This window comes from Pseudomonadota bacterium (genome assembly GCA_023229365.1).
Taxonomy (GTDB): Bacteria; Myxococcota_A; Polyangia; order JAAYKL01; family JAAYKL01; genus JALNZK01.
The window spans coordinates 1-15,167 of record JALNZK010000130.1; the positions used below are offsets into that span (position 1 = coordinate 1).

Annotated in this window: 11 protein-coding genes; 6 read left to right on the forward strand and 5 right to left on the reverse strand. The window is 66.7% G+C overall.

Annotation, left to right across the window (positions count from 1 at the left end; genetic code table 11):
• Nucleotides 1–503: 503 nt before the first annotated feature.
• From M0R80_27035 to M0R80_27055, 5 genes are read left to right on the forward strand one after another with little or no spacing between them, the layout of a single operon-like run.
• A complete protein-coding gene (locus M0R80_27035) occupies nt 504–2,315 on the forward strand; it encodes an MFS transporter (protein ID MCK9463291.1) in 1,812 nt (603 codons plus the stop codon).
• Between the two features lie 11 nt (nt 2,316–2,326).
• Nucleotides 2,327–3,325: a hypothetical protein gene (locus M0R80_27040; protein ID MCK9463292.1), complete on the forward strand. Its 999-nt coding sequence runs from the start codon at nt 2,327–2,329 to the stop codon at nt 3,323–3,325.
• On the forward strand, nt 3,322–4,026 hold the full coding sequence (locus M0R80_27045; GenBank protein ID MCK9463293.1) for a haloacid dehalogenase-like hydrolase: 705 nt from the start codon (nt 3,322–3,324) through the stop codon (nt 4,024–4,026). Before M0R80_27040 ends, M0R80_27045 begins: the two co-directional genes overlap by 4 nt.
• Nucleotides 4,027–4,081: 55 nt before the next feature.
• Nucleotides 4,082–4,429, forward strand: a complete 348-nt coding sequence (locus tag M0R80_27050; protein ID MCK9463294.1) for a hypothetical protein — start codon at nt 4,082–4,084, stop codon at nt 4,427–4,429.
• A complete protein-coding gene (locus M0R80_27055; GenBank protein ID MCK9463295.1) occupies nt 4,426–4,812 on the forward strand; it encodes a helix-turn-helix domain-containing protein in 387 nt (128 codons plus the stop codon). The genes M0R80_27050 and M0R80_27055 overlap by 4 nt, the downstream gene beginning before the upstream one ends.
• 93 nt (nt 4,813–4,905) lie before the next feature.
• Here M0R80_27055 and clpB read toward each other — a convergent pair whose 3' ends face one another.
• The 5 genes from clpB to M0R80_27080 all read right to left on the reverse strand — a co-directional run bounded on the left by clpB (nt 4,906) and on the right by M0R80_27080 (nt 13,523).
• The gene (gene clpB, locus M0R80_27060; GenBank protein MCK9463296.1) at nt 4,906–7,494 is read right to left on the reverse strand and encodes an ATP-dependent chaperone ClpB; all 2,589 of its coding nucleotides are present in this window, start codon (nt 7,492–7,494) and stop codon (nt 4,906–4,908) included.
• A 55-nt stretch (nt 7,495–7,549) separates the two neighbouring features.
• Nucleotides 7,550–8,347: a polysaccharide deacetylase family protein gene (locus M0R80_27065; GenBank protein MCK9463297.1), complete on the reverse strand. Its 798-nt coding sequence runs from the start codon at nt 8,345–8,347 to the stop codon at nt 7,550–7,552.
• Between the two features lie 40 nt (nt 8,348–8,387).
• Nucleotides 8,388–8,861: a single-stranded DNA-binding protein gene (ssb, locus tag M0R80_27070; GenBank protein ID MCK9463298.1), complete on the reverse strand. Its 474-nt coding sequence runs from the start codon at nt 8,859–8,861 to the stop codon at nt 8,388–8,390.
• Between the two features lie 196 nt (nt 8,862–9,057).
• Complete coding sequence (locus M0R80_27075; GenBank protein ID MCK9463299.1) at nt 9,058–10,350, reverse strand: hypothetical protein; 1,293 nt, start codon at nt 10,348–10,350, stop codon at nt 9,058–9,060.
• Nucleotides 10,347–13,523, reverse strand: coding sequence for a kelch motif-containing protein (locus M0R80_27080; GenBank protein MCK9463300.1), 3,177 nt, complete (start codon nt 13,521–13,523; stop codon nt 10,347–10,349). Before M0R80_27080 ends, M0R80_27075 begins: the two co-directional genes overlap by 4 nt.
• Nucleotides 13,524–14,613: 1,090 nt before the next feature.
• On the opposite strand from M0R80_27080, the gene M0R80_27085 reads away from it, so the two are divergent.
• Nucleotides 14,614–14,955, forward strand: coding sequence for a hypothetical protein (locus tag M0R80_27085; GenBank protein ID MCK9463301.1), 342 nt, complete (start codon nt 14,614–14,616; stop codon nt 14,953–14,955).
• The last annotated feature ends 212 nt before the right edge of the window (nt 14,956–15,167 follow it).

A 15,167-nucleotide genomic window follows, 5' to 3' on the forward strand; every position in this document is an offset into this window, starting at 1 on the left:
TCGATCATGGCGATCAGTTTCATCCTGCCGCCGCACTCGAGGCACGCCATCACGTCGTAGCCGAACGTGCGGCGCATCAGCTCGGCCCACGTGTAGTTGCGGGGGCGGAACGGCGACGGGTCGGACGATTGTGACGGGTCGGACGGGTCCGCCTCCGCCAAGGCTACGGCGTGATCTTCGACCTTGGAGATCGAAGGCCACGCCGAAGCGCCGCGCGTGGGGGATAGGGGACGTTGCTTCCTTTTATAACTTGTCGCAAAGCCCGGATAGCCACACTTATTCTCCAGAGACTCGTTGTCAGACAGTTTCCGCGACAAATCCCGACCCCTCGCGAACTGTAACACAGCCCGGAGAAGCGGTCGCCGTCGTCCGCCTACGCCCTGCGGGCTCCGGCGCGATCATCGACCTTCGACTCGAAGACGACAAACCGCGCCGAAGCGCGAAGGCGGGCCGCCGTTTTCCCCATCGACGCGCGCGGGCTTTCATACCAATATGGGCGCGGCATGAGCGACCTGATCTCCCACACGCGTGCCTTCAAGCTGCGGCGCTTCGCGAACTGGTTCCCGATGGGGCTCACGTACGCGCTCCTCTACATGGGGCGGTACAACCTCACGGTGGCCAAGAACGAGCTCGGCGACCTCCTCACGAAGGAGGACTTCGGGCTGATCTTCGGCGCCGGCACCGCGGTGTACGCGATCTCGTTTCTGATCAACGGCCCGCTCATCGACAGGATCGGCGGCCGCAAGGGGATCCTGTTCGCCGCGTGCGGCACCGCGCTCGCCAACGCGGCGCTCGCCGGGTACCTCGCGTGGCTGCTCGCGTCGGGCGATCCGGGAGGCGGCCACATCGTCGTCGTGTTCTCTCTGCTCTACGCGGTGAACATGTACTTCCAGTCGTTCGGCGCGGTGAGCATCGTCAAGGTCAACGCGCACTGGTTCCACCTGCGCGAGCGCGGCGGGTTCTCGGGGATCTTCGGGACGATGATCGCCTCCGGCATCTTCCTCGCGTTCACCGTGAACAGCTGGCTGCTCGACTTCGCGACCGCCTCCTTCCAGGGCGCGCAGGTCCAGTGGGTCGTGTTCGCGGTGCCGTCGATCCTGCTCGCGGCGTTCGGGGTGATCGAGTTCTTCCTCCTGCGCGACAAGCCGTCGGACGCCGGGCACCCGAACTTCGACACCGGGGACGCCTCCTCCGGAGAGGACGACAAGCCGCTGCCCACCCTCGAGGTGTTCAAGCGGCTGCTCACCAACCCGATCATCCTCACCGTGGCGGCGATCGAGTTCTGCACCGGCGTGGTCCGCCAGGGCGTCATGCACTGGTTCCCGATCTACGCCACCGAGGTGTGGGCGCTGCCCAAGGCGCACCCGCTGCAGGTCGGATCCTGGGAGCACCTGTGGCTCGTCGCCGTCTGCTTCGCGGTCGCCGGGATCTCCTGGCTCCTCGCGAGCCGCGTCAAGGCGGGCCGGCGCGGGCTGCTCGTCGTGCTCGGCGCGCTCGCGTTCCTCGCGCCGTTCCTGCAGGCAGGATGGGGCGGGCTCTTGTTCGTGGCGGGCGTGATCGGCGCCAACACGGCGGGCTGGATCTCGGATCTCTTCTTCCAGAGCCGCCGCGGCCCGACCGCCGCCGTGCTGTACGGCCTGATGATCGTCTGCGCGGTGGGGATGACGTTCGCGCTCGCCAAGCCGTCGAACGAGGTCGCCTCGGCCAAAGAGAAGAGCGGCCTCGAGCCCGGCGACAAGATCCTCGAGCTCGCGGGCGAGCCCATCAAAGGTTGGGCGGACGTCCGACTGGCCGTCAAGTGCTTCGCGCCCGCGTGCGCGGAGTCGCGCTGGAACGCGGCCGAGTGCGTCTGCGCCACGGGCGAGCTCGGGGGCGGCCCGGCGGTGGCGTCGGGCGGGGCGATCCCGGCCCGGATCGAGCGGGGCGGGCGCGAGCTGCGGATCGACCTGCCGGACCCGATGCCGGTCCAGCGCGCCGGGGAGATGCGCAAGCTCGCGGCGAGCCCGCTTCTGCCGATCAGCCCGTACTGGCTCGGCCTCGCCGTGTTCCTCCTGTCGCTCGGGGTCATCGGCACGCACGGGCTCCTGTCCGGCACGTTGACGATGGACTTCGGCGGCCGCAAGGCGGCGGCGACCGCGGTCGGCCTCGTCGACGGCTGCGTGTACCTCGGCACCGCGGTGCAGTCCGTGAGCCTGGGCTTCCTGACGACCAAGGACTGGAGCTACTGGCCGATCTTCCTGATCCCGTTCTCCGTCATCGGGTTCGTCCTCCTGCTCCGGATCTGGAAGGTGGTGCCCAGCAAGGGCGGTCACTGAAGAGGTGAAAGATGACCAAGACGCGAACGACCTTCGACACGATCCTGCTCCTCGCGTTGCCCGCCTCGGGCAAGAGCGAGGTGCGCAAGTTCCTCGCGAGCCACGACGGCTCGGCGTGCCGCGAGCACTTCCGCATGGGCGAGACCGTCCAGCTCGACGACTACCCCTACGTCCACCTCATGCGCCGGATCGACGAGGCGCTGTGCAAGGCGGGCGACCGGGGCGTGCTCTTCCAGGCGCCGGACGCCGGCTTCGCGGACGCGCGCGACTGGGGGACGCTCATCGAGCTGCTCAACGAGGACTTCGCCGATCTGCGCGGCGCGGGCGCGCCTCCCTCGGGATCCGCCGCGCGGTGGCTCCTCGATCGCCTCGACCGGGCGCGCGCGAAGGTCGGCGCCGAGCGGCTCGCCGATCGCCTGGCTCCCGCGGTCCGCGCCGCCGTGGAGGCCGCGATCGAGGAGGAGTCGGCGGCGCTCGTCCGGGACAAGTGGGCGGGGATCCCGGCGTCGCTCGACGACCGCACCGTGGTGATCGAGTTCGCGCGCGGCGGTCCGCAGGGCTCCACCCTGCCGCTCGCCCCGCCCTTCGGCTACGCGTACTCGCTCGCCCGCCTGTCCGACGACCTCCTCTCGCGGGCGGCGATCCTGTACATCTGGGTCACGCCCGAGCAGTCGCGGGCCAAGAACGAGGGCCGCGCGGATCCGAACGATCCGGGCTCGATCCTGCACCACGGCGTGCCGCTGCGCGTGATGCTCGGCGACTACGGCTGCGACGATCTCGAGCACCTGCTCGAGGCGGGCGGCGACGGCACGTCGATTCGGGTCACCTCCGCGGCGTCGGGCCGCGCGTTCCGCGTGCCCGCGGTGCGCCTCGACAACCGCTCGGATCTCACGACCTTCGCCCGCGCGGATCGGCCGGCCTGGGATCCGCCGAAGGAGGCCGCGCTCCGAGAGGCGCTCCAGGCGGCGCTCGCCACCCTCTGGCGTTCCCGGACGGGGAATCCGCAGTGATACAGCCCCGCTGCGTCGTGCTGTTCGATCTGGACGGCACGCTCGTCGCGAGCGAACCCGGCACGCCGAGCGCCGGGTTGGTCGCGATGAACCGCGCCGCGGAGCGGCTCACCGGGTGCCCGGGGCTCGGCGATCCGGCCGAGTTCGCCGGCCGCACCGACGTGCAGATCGCGCACCTGCTGCTCGCCGCGGGCGGCGTGCGCGACCCTCGCCCGGAGCAGGCGATGGAGCTCGTGCGGGTCTACGTCGAGGAGCTCGAGCGCGAGATCGCATCGCGCCCGTACTTCGCGCTCGGCGATCCGGCAGCCGCGGTGCGGGCGCTCGAGGAGATCGGCGCGATCGTCGGGATCGGCACCGGCAACGTTCCGCGCGGCGCGGCGCTCAAGCTCGAGAGCGCCGGCCTAGGCCAGCTCTTCGACCTCGACCGCGGCGGCTACGGAAACGACGGCTACGAACGATTCGAAGTGCTCGCGCGCGGTGCCGGGCGATGCGATCCGACCGGAACACTGCCGGTTATTATCGTGGGAGATACTCCGCGCGACGTGTTCGCTGCGCGGGCGATCGGCGCGCGTTGCGTCGGAGTGCCGTTCCTGCAGAGCTCGGCCGACGTGCTGCGCGAGGCCGGCGCCGACGCGATCGTCCGGGCGGTCGGAGCGGATCTCGCGCAGTTCGTGCTGCGCATCTTGGAGTATCCGCGGTAATACTTGTCCTCATGCACGACTTGACGACATGTATCCAACAAGATACTGTCACCCTATGACGAACATCAAAGATCCCCTGGGGTTGAAGCAGCTCGACACGGTCTTGGCAGAGCTCAGGAGCGAAGCCTCCGGCCCTGCGGCGCCGACCACCGAGACGTGGCGCTCGCTCGTATCGCGGCTCGACGCGGCGTACGACGCCTTTTCGGCCAAGATGGACCTGTTGAGGGATCGGTACGGCGTCCTGAAGCGGACGAGCGCACAGCTCGCGGACGAGGTCGCGTGGCTCCGCGATCAGCTCGACGACCTCTCGAGCGAGGACGAGCCCTCGCCCAAGTCGGGCACCGCGCCGAAGCCGCGGGCAGAACGGCGTTACGCGGATCGCTGGAACGGGAGGCGACCGTGACGGGCGGAGGCGTGCGTCTCGTGGAAAACGCCGAGGCGCTCGTGCGGCGCATCGAGCAGATCGAGATCGAGATCGACGCGATGCTCGAGCCCGTTTGCGCGCGGCCGAGCCTGATCCCGCCGGCGCTGCTCGCGCCCGCGAAGAGGACGCCCAAGCCGAGAAGCGCGGCGGCGAGCGGCCAGGGCGCGGGAATTGGGAGCAAGATCCGCGACGCCCGGCGCTCGATCGGCATGACGCAGCTCGAGCTCGCGACCGCGACCGGCATCCGCAGGCCGAACGTCGCCCGCCTCGAGCGAGGCGGCAACACGCCGACCATCGAGACGCTGCGGCGCGTCGCGGCCGTGCTCGGCATCTCCGTCGCGTCGCTCGTCTCGGCGGACTGACGCCCCTCTCGCGAACTGCCTGAAAAAATCACTGGGAGGACGATGGACCCATCCCCTACCCCTTCCCCACGGGGAAGGGGTGAAAAGGAAGGATTAGGCGTCACCGGGGGGATGGGTTTCCAAAACGATCTTCTCGTCCGCCGCGGTCACCTGTACCGTTGCCCCGGTCGGGACACCTCCTGCGATCAAGAGCTCCGACAACGGCTCGAGCAGCCGCTCCTGGACGACGCGTTTCAGAGGTCGCGCACCGTATGCAGGATCGTAACCGAGCCGCGCAAGCAGATCCCGCGCGCCGTCGTCCACCTCGATCCCGAGCCCGCGGGCCGCGAGCAGCTCCTCGACGCGGTCGATCTGCAGGTCGACGATGCGCCGGATCGCGCCCTGCGAAAGGCGGTGGAACAGGACCGTGGAGTCGATTCTATTGAGGAATTCCGGTCGGAACGTGCGGCGCAGCGCCTCGTTCACGTGCTCCCGGATCCGCTCCTCGTCATCCTCGTCGACGAGGAGCTGTCCGGCCACGTTGCTCGTCATGATGAGGATGACGTTCTTGAAATCGACCGTACGCCCCTGTCCGTCGGTCAGGCGCCCGTCGTCGAGAACCTGCAGGAGCACGTTGAACACGTCCGGATGGGCTTTTTCCATCTCGTCGAGCAGCACGACGCTGTACGGCCGACGCCGCACCGCCTCGGTGAGCTGCCCTCCTTCGTCGAAACCCACGTACCCCGGCGGCGCGCCGATGAGCCGAGAAACCGAATGTTTCTCCATATATTCGCTCATGTCGATGCGTATCATGTTTGATTCATCGTCGAATAGCAACTCGGCCACGGCGCGCGCGAGCTCGGTCTTGCCGACGCCGGTCGGCCCGAGGAACAGGAACGAGCCGATCGGGCGATTCGGGTCTTTCAGCCCCGCCCGCGACAGCCGGATCGCCTTGGCGACGCGGGAGACCGCCTCGTCCTGTCCCACGACGCGCCCGCCGAGCCGGACCTCCAGGGAAAGCAGCTTCTCGCTCTCCCCTTCGAGCATCTTCGACACCGGGATCCCGGTCCAGCGCGACACGACGTCGGCGATGTCCTCCTCCGTCACCTCCTCCCGAAGGAATGACACATCGGACCGCGCGTCCGCGAGCTCCTCCGAGACCTTGGCGAGCTCGCGCTCGAGCTCGGGCAGCCGGCCGTACCGGATCTCGGCCGCCCGCTGCAGCTCGCCCCGCCGCTGCGCGATCTCCGCCTCGGTGCGCAGCGCGTCGATATCGACGTTGATACCCTTGCTCTTCAACACGAGATCGCGCTGCCGCTGCCAGCGGGCCCGCATCGCGAAGACCGTCTCGCGCAGGTGCCCGATCTCGGTGCCGAGCTCCTCGCCGCGCGCCTTCGCGCGGTCGGATCTCTCCATCGCCATCGCCTGGCGCTCCACCTCGAGCCGCGTGATCTGGCGTTCGAGGTCGTCGATCGGCGTCGGCGTGCTCTCGATCTCCATCTTGAGCCTCGAGGCGGCTTCGTCGACGAGGTCGATCGCCTTGTCCGGCAGGAAGCGCGCCGTGACGTAGCGCTGCGACAGGCGCGCCGCGGCCACGAGCGCCGCGTCCCGGATCCGGATCCCGTGGTGGACCTCGTACTTCTCCTTGATGCCGCGCAGGATCGCGATCGTGTCCTCGACGCTCGGCTCGCCCACGTACACGGGCTGGAAGCGGCGCTCGAGCGCCTTGTCCCTCTCGATGTGCTTGCGGTACTCGTCGAGCGTCGTCGCGCCGATGCACCGCAGCTCGCCCCGCGCGAGCGCCGGCTTGAGCAGGTTCGCCGCGTCCTGCGCGCCCTCGGCCGCCCCCGCGCCCACGATGGTGTGCAGCTCGTCGATGAACAGGATCACCTCCCCGTCCCGCGAGGTCACCTCCTTGATCACCGCCTTGAGCCGTTCCTCGAACTCGCCGCGGAACTTGGCGCCGGCCACGAGCGCGCCCATGTCGAGCGCGAGCACGCGCTTCTCCTTCAGGCTCTCGGGCACGTCTCCCGCCGCCACGCGCTGCGCGATCCCGTCGACGACCGCGGTCTTGCCGACGCCCGGCTCGCCGATCAGCACCGGGTTGTTCTTCGTGCGCCGGGAGAGCACCTGCATGGTGCGCCGGATCTCCTCGTCGCGCCCGATCACCGGATCGAGCTTGCCGCGCCGCGCCCTCTCGGTGAGATCCGTACAGTAGCGCTCCAGGGCGCGGAACTTTCCCTCCGGCTCCTCGTCCGTCACCCGCTGGCCGCCTCGGACGTCCACGAGCGCAGCTCGCAATGTATCACAGTTGATTCCGATCTCGCGCAGCAGCCGAGACGCCTCGCCGCCCTTGCCGTCGGCCATGGCGAGCAGCAGGTGCTCGGTGCTGACGTAGTCGTCCTTGAGCTTGTCCGCTTCTTTCGCCGCCTCGTCGAGCAGCCTCTTGAGCTCGTTGCCGACGTACGTTTCGGCGCCCGTGACCACCGGCAGGCCTCCGAGGGCGGCACGGAGCGCCTCGCGCAGGCGCTCGATCGCCGCGCCGGCGCGCTCGAGCAACGGCTGGACGAGCCCATCGCTCTGGTCCAGGAGCGCCGCGAGCACGTGCAGCGGCTTCACCTCCTGGTGCCCCGCGCGCCTCGCGACGACCTCGGCCGCGGCGATCGCCTCCCTGGACTTCACGGTCAGCTTGTCGGTCTTCATCGCGCCCTCCGGTCGAGAACCCCACTCCCTCCAGGTAGGCACGGACGGGTCCTGGTCAAGGGGCGGGGGCGGGACGCGCGTTGCGGACGAAGTGCTCGATCCCGACGATCTCGAGCGTCCGCTCGCCGCGCGCGGCGAGATCGGCGTTCCGCTCGTCGATCCATTCGATGACGAGCGGCAGCGCCTCGGCGGTCACCTGGTTCGTGTCGTGCATGAGCAGCACGCCGCCGCCGGGGTTCGCCTCGATCGCCTGCGCGACCCGCGCGACGAGCTCGTCCGCGCTCTTCGACATCCAGTCCTGGGAGTCGAGGTTCCACATGACGACCGTGTACCCCTCGGCCGTGAGCCGCGCCGTCGTCCGCGGGCTGGTGGCGCCGAACGGCGGCCTGAAGAGGTACGGCCGGCGGCCGATGATCCCGCGGATGATCTGCTCGACCTGCGTCACCTCGAGCCGCCAGCCGTCGTCGTCGAGCCCGGTCACGTCCTTGTGCGCGAACGTGTGGCTCCCGATGAAGTGGCCGCGCCTATGCATGTCGCGCAGCACCGCCTGGTTCTCCGGGCCGCCCGCGGTGCGCTGGTGGATCCTGTGCCCGTTGATGAAGAACGCGCCCTTCACGCCGCGCCTGTCGAGCGCCTCGAGGATCGTCGGCGTCGTGCGGTGGTCCGGGCCGTCGTCGAAGGTGAACGCGATCGCGCCGCCGAGCTCGTCTCCGCGCACGATGTCGCCGCGCCCGAGCAGGTGGCCCCAGATGTTCCCGTCCGCGCCCTTGACCTTGTAGCGGATGTCGTCGAGCGAGCCCCACGGCGCCGCCGCCGCCGCGGGCAACGCCGCGAGCGCGAGCCCTATCCACACAACGCGAAGGGCTGCTTTCGCGGCGCGCCGCATCCTAATCCTAGAACGGGATGTCGTCGTCGCTCGGGCCGAAGCCCGGCCCGGCGTCCGCGCCGCCCTGATCGTAGTCGCCACCGCCGCCGCCGCCCTGCTGGCCCTCGCCGCGCCCGCCGCCGCCGCCCTGCTGGCCCTCGCCGCGCCCGCCGCCGAGGAACACGACGCGCTGCGCGTTGATCTCCGTCATGTAGCGCTTCTGCCCGGACTTCTCGTCGTCCCAGGAGCGCGTCTGGATCTTGCCTTCGATGTAGACCTGCCGCCCCTTGGCCAGGTACTTGCCGACGTTCTCGCCCTGCTTCCCCCACACGACGATGTTGTGCCACTCGGTCTTGTCCTGGCGATTGCCGGCGTTGTCCGTGTACGTCTCGCCGGTGGCAAGGGAGAAACGGCACCGCGCGGTCCCGCTCTGCGTGTAGCTCACCTCCGGATCCTTGCCGAGGTTTCCCACGAGGATCACCCTGTTGACGCCGTCAGCCATGCCGCCTCTCCTCTCTCCCGCGCCGCGAACCCGCCGCGCAGTTGGTCTCGGAAATAGTGGAACCGACCCGCCGCGCCGTCAACCGCCGAGTCGCGGCGCCAAGACAATATCGGCCGGTTCTCGCGAAAGTTGCCGGAAAACGACCGTTGTCTAAAAAAAAAACGGCCGGCGCGCCGACCTGGGCCGACCTTCGCCGCTACTTCGCCCCGTCCGGGAGGTCGAACATGTAGATGGCGTCCCCCTCGCTTGCTCTGTACATGTGCACGAACACCTTGTCGCCCCAGATGCGCGGCGTCGTCTTCCCGCGACCGGGCATGTTCGTGATCTGGAACTCAGTCTCCGTGTCGACGTTGTAGCCCCAAATTTCCACTCCCGAGAAGCTGTTTGCGTCGTTGGGATCCGTGCTCGCCCGGTAATCTGCCCAGATGACGATGTTCTCGTGGACATCGGGATAGGCGGCTATCCACTCGCCACTGGTGATCTGTGTGGTCGCGTGCGTGATGAGGTCGTACATGAAGACCGCGGAGTGCGCCCAACTCGTCATCGGCGAGCCTCCGTCGCCGAAACGCAGATCCTGGTAGACGACGCGGTTGCCGTGGATCCTGGGATTGAACTGCACCTCGTCGTCGTCGGTTATGTCGAACTGCGCGGATGTGGAGAAGTCGTAGGCCTGGATGTGGTAGCCGGTGGTCTCCGTGTACCAGACGACGATGTCACCCCACATGCTGTTGTGCGAACCGTAGAAATGAGGAGCGATCTCCTGGTAAGTTCCCGGCTCGATTGTGTCGAATGCGCACAGTGGCCAAGAGTCCATCACCTCCCCGCAGCCACCCATAGAAACGATGCGATCACCGTACATGTCTATGTACTTGCCAGGATTCGGAAATTCAGTGCCCTCTTTGGGTCGATGGTAAACGAGTTGTTGGGTCTCGGACGCGAGATCGGCACAAATAATGTCAGTGAAGTCCGGGTCAACAGTAACCATTTTCGAATAACAGACTACATTTTCAAAAATAGTAGCCGGATATAGATTGGCAGCGCCAGTCAAGGGCCCGATTTCGATTTCCGGATAGACATTCGGAACAAGCAACTGCTTGCCGTCCACATGGTCAGCAATTCTTGTGTCAAAGCTATCGCCATCGTTGAATGCCAACATCTTTCCCCACACATCCCATTCCAGAACCCTCACCGAGTCGGTGAACGTGAGCTGCCGGCAACCTTCCACCCCACAGTCACCACCGTCCGGAAGATCTTCCCAGATCCACGGTCCCGCGTCCGGCACGAACCCGTCGGGCATGGTATCGGTCTCGGTGTCGGAATCGGTGTCGGAATCCGTGTCGCTGTCGGTGTCCGTATCCGAATCCGTGTCGGTATCGGTCCCGGCGTCGAGGCCGGAGTCCGCGGGCTGATCGTCGTCCGTGCAGCCGGAGCACGCGGACAGCGACGAGGCGAGCATGAGCGAGAGCACCATGATCGAAACGCGCGTCACGGCTCCACCTCCCACACCTCGTAGGCGTTCGCGCACCCGGGAGCGACCCGCTCCGCCACGCCGTCGCGAACGATCCGGCCGTCCACCCAGTCGCGCACGTCGTGAGCGCCGCGCAGCATCAATCCGGCCGCCGCGTCCTCCACCGTTTGCGTTCCGAACCAGCCGTTCAGGTACGTCCACGCCCCGTCCACCCGCATCCGCGGGAACAGCAACCCGGAAACCGAGACGCTGTTCTTTTCGAACGGTGCGTACGGGTTCCCGCCGATCTCGAACCGCCGCAGCTTGTTTGTCGTCAGCGCCAGCATCTTCTCGCCGGTCTGGTTTACCTCCACGCCGAGCACCGGCTTGCCGAGCGACAGCCGCTTCACCTCGACGAGCGCCCCGTTCTCGTCGAGCGCCGCCACCGTCACCCCGGTGCCGTCCGCGAGGTACACCACGCCGCCGAGCGCCGCGACGTCGAGCACCGCCACCCGCCCGGGCAGGTAGCTTGTCGGCACCAACCCGCCGTCGGCTGTCGCGCGGAACACGTGCACGCCGCTCAGCGCGGCCACGAGCACGAGGTCGCCCACCACCTCCACGTCGGTGCCGAAGTCCGGGCCGCCGCACCACCAGCATGTGCCCGGCACGGTCAGCTCCTCGGTGTCGATCGGCTCGAGCTCGCCCGCTGCGGTCAGCGCGTCGAACGACATCAGCGCGCTGTCGGTGAGCACGTAGGTGTGCCCGTCCTCACCGGGCGCGAGGTCCACGACCCACTCCCATCCTTCCGGGCTCCACGAAGCCACTTCGGCCATCGACTCCGACTCCTTCGCGCCGCACGCGAGGTCGTCCGACTCGTCGGGCGCGGCGCACGCCATCCGCCCGACCTCCGCGTACCAGGCGCTGTCCACTCGGCACAGGCGCGTTGTCTGCGTCTCCACGTCGCCGTCGCCCGCGCAGTCGATTGCAACAGCCTCGGCCTCGGCGAGCCGCGACACGTCCCCTTCCCAGCGCCCGTTTTCGGTGAGCCGGAACGATCCGTTCCCGTCCTCGTCGGCCATTCCATGCACGGCGATGCCGCCACCCCGATTGGTCACGAGGTACGACGGCTGCCCGGCTGGCGGGCACATCCGGCCAACGCAGTCTGGCGTAACCAGCGACCATGCGCTGGATGCGGTGTCGTAGCGCCACAGGTCGTTGTGCGGCATGCCGTTCGCATCCTCGCCGCCGAACACGAGCAATCGGCCCGCGCGCACCGCCTCGAGACCGAGCGCCGCCCAATTCCGCGCGCCCGGCCCGTCGGCGAGATCCGCGATCGGCTCGGGCTCGAGCGCGCGCAGATCCATCTCGTACACCGCGCCGCTCGGGCCGTTCGCCGTGTGCCCGCCGGCCACGTAGAGCCGCCCCGGGCCCTGCGCCGCCTCGGCGTCCGCAAGCCCGAGGAAGTCTTCCGAGAGCAGCTCCCACGTGCCGCGTCCAAGGCTGTACGCCCACAGATCGGACAGCACCGCGCTGTTCGCGCCCTCGCCGCCGAACAGCAGCAGGCGGCCGGTGCGCACGTCGAACGCCAGGATCGCGTCCGACCGAGCCGGCGGCAGCGGCCCGGATGGTGGCGTCGCGTCCTGCCACGTGAAGTACGGCCGTTCGTCCGCGTCGAGCCCGCCGAACCGGCCGAGCCACAGCCGGCCGTCCTTGGCGCCGTTCGCGAGCGCGCCGCCGAACACCGCGATCCCGAAGCCCGTGCCCTGGCTCGAGCCGAAGGCCATCACCTCCTCGGCCTGCATCTGCGCCTCGACCCCGAACCGCGCGGACGCGAACCCGAGCGTCTCGGGCACCGAGCCCGAGGTCGCGCCGGTCGAGTACGCCGACACGCGAACGTCAAGCCCGCGGCCGTCGATGATCTGCACCACCAGGCCACCGAGCGCCGAATTCCGACCGGCGATGTCGGCCGGGTATGCGTACGCTCCGGCGTCGGCCGTCGCCTCCATCGGAATCGCCATGAGGCCGAGCCGCTCGTACCGCACCTCGGGCAGCGCGGCCGAGATCCCGGGCTCGAACGCCAGGTCCGGCCAGTGCGGCAGGTCGATCCACTTGCGGTAGCCCGGGATCGACGGGTGCGGGACGCCGATAATCCTACCGCGCCACGACCCGGGGTCGAGCTGGAACGACGCGTAGCGATTGGCCCGCAGCCATTCTCCCTCTTCGTCCAGATCCTCTGTCGGACCGCTCGGCCGCACCCAGAGCCGTCCCCTGGTCTCGCCATCGATCAGCGCCCCTGCGTTGTCCATCGGCAGCTGACCTGGACCGACGAGCGCATCGTTCGCCTTCCACCACAGCTCCCTGTCCCAGTCCCAGCGCGTCGTCCTCGCGACGATATCCTGCGTGGTCGGCTTTTGGTACTCGTGGACCTGCGGGGTACAGTGCGTGGTGAAGTAGTTCGACCCGTCAGCCAAGTCGGAATCCCAAACGCTCCAGTACTCGCCGCTCGGCTCGTTCGAAAAGGCGCAGTCTATCGATGGGTAGTACGCGAACGGCTTCTCTTCAACGGGCGGAGTCACCACGGGAGGCGGAACCGCGAAATCGCTTGTCTTGTAGCTCGCCAGGTGCCAGCCCGAGTGAGCGAATTGCGGCTCCTGCGAGCCCGGCTCGTTCTCGGGGCAGTTCAACCCCTCGCATAGCTCCCAATCGTCACCAAACGTCTCGCAGCTGCACCACCTGACCTGCACCTCGTCGGGCTGGTCCTCTCCTGCTTCTTCACACACATCTCCTTGGATATCCAACGCGGCGCCGCGGGCACAGGTCTCGATTTCTATCTCTCCTGTGGTCATTCCGAACTGGTAACTCATCTGAAAGAATGATGTCTTGACGGCTATTCCCAACCCGGTCGGCTTCCAGGTGTCCACGACGTCGATTCCGCAGAAGTCGGCGCACCTGTCGCGGTCGCAGTGGTCTCCCACACCGTCGCGGTCGCAGTCCTCCTGCCCGGGGTTGTAAGTGATGATGCAGTTGTCGTCCCAGTCCGGATCCCCGTCGTCGTCGAGGTCGTCGCAGTCGTCACCGGTCGGGCAATCGTCCTCCAGGTTCTCGGCGCCATCATCGTCGCAATCGTAATCCTTCCATGGATCGTAGCCCTCGAGTTCGTGAGCCCCGCTCAGATCCATCGAATCGTCCGGATCAAGGTAAGTCTTTAAACCCACCGCATCGGGATTCTCGGAATACGTGAAATGATCGTCTTCGGGATCTTGCAAACCATCTTCCTGCCAGACTATCGAAAAACGACCGTATCGCGTGGTCGCCGTATCACCGCAGCTCGCATTGAGTCCAGTGCTCGCTGCCGTGCCCACCATCAGTCCGTCTTCATTCAACAGAGGCGATCCCGAGGAACCGTTCTCTATTCGCCCAAATTCGAAGGTTGTATATACTTGTGGATGTGTACTGCTACTAGACCAACCATCAGTGTTAATACTGATCCGTTTCTCTCTCCCTCTGGGATGGTGTATTCCTATTGCGAAATCATCATGCACGGGTTCAGCATCGATATTGAAACCGAGAAAATATGGGCTAAAACAAGAAATATCAGAAGAATGATTTGAACCAAGTTCCAATAGTATAGTATCCAACGATGGATTGTTCAGTGTGTCCGGCTCAAATTCCCACTCAATTAAAGATATCGCGCCAGGACCGGTGACGAAATAGCGACCGTCGCCAACTTCTCCATCTATCCCGGGCGCCGCCTCCGTTCGCGTGTATTCTCTGCATTCACTGTTTTCGTAATTCCAGTAAACGTGCACAGAATTCAGACCTTCACCAAAATGAACATCCTTTATCGATTCGCATTGGCGAAAACAGTGGCTCGCGGTCATGAAAAGGAGCTTCCCGTCCTCGCTGGTGTTGTTCATCAGGGTTCCGGAGCAGTTGCACCGACCGTTCCCGATGTCCAGGTTTCCCACGGCGCGTTTGATATCCGACCATTCGGCCGTGTCCGGCAGAACCTCCGGAATCGAGGGAACCTCCCACGGGGGGCTGTCGCCGTCGATGCACGCCGTGTCCACGTTGCACACCAGCGAGCCCTCGCAGTCCGGCCAGCAGTCGTAGCAGGGCGTGATGATCAACGGCTGATAGCCGTGGTTCACCTCGGCCACGCGGAACCCGATGGCAGGCTTCTCCGCGGCCGAGACGCGCAGCTCCAGAACGAGCTCGTCTCCCAGAACCTTCGGAATCCAGAAATCGCCCGACTCGAACGTATTCGCGGCGGCGTAAGGACCGTGGACCTTCCGACCGCGTGGAGTGGCGATCACGAGCGACGCGCTCGGCGGCAGGAAGAACTCCTCGAGCTTCACCGCCACCGAGACCGCTCTCTCGGATCGGATCCTCAGGCGCCAGAGGTATTCGCCGCCCTTCAGCAGCTCCCAGGTGCCGTTCGATTCGGTATCGAGCGACACCTCCACCGGCTCAGCCGTCTGCATGGGCATTGGCACGTCGGGCGCAGCCAGCTCCGCAGCCCGATCCCGCTCGATCAACGACTGGTTGTCGATGTACGGCAGCACGACCCGATCGACCGCGGACAGCGGTTGCCGCGCAGCCGCAGGTGCCGCGCCGAGAACAACAGCCAACGCTGTCAGAATCTGAACACAAACAACTAAATAAACAAGTGATTCTCTCCGGTTCTGCATGGTTCCCCCTACTTGTTGCTGGTATCGCGCTCGAGCTGCTTCCTAAGTAACTGTTTAGCCGAGTCCAATGAACCGCTCGTTTGAGGCCGCCGCGCCGCCGAAAACAAAGATAATGGGATCGGATCGGATCGTGGTGTTGATCCCGGGTTCCAATCTTTTTCCCGCCGT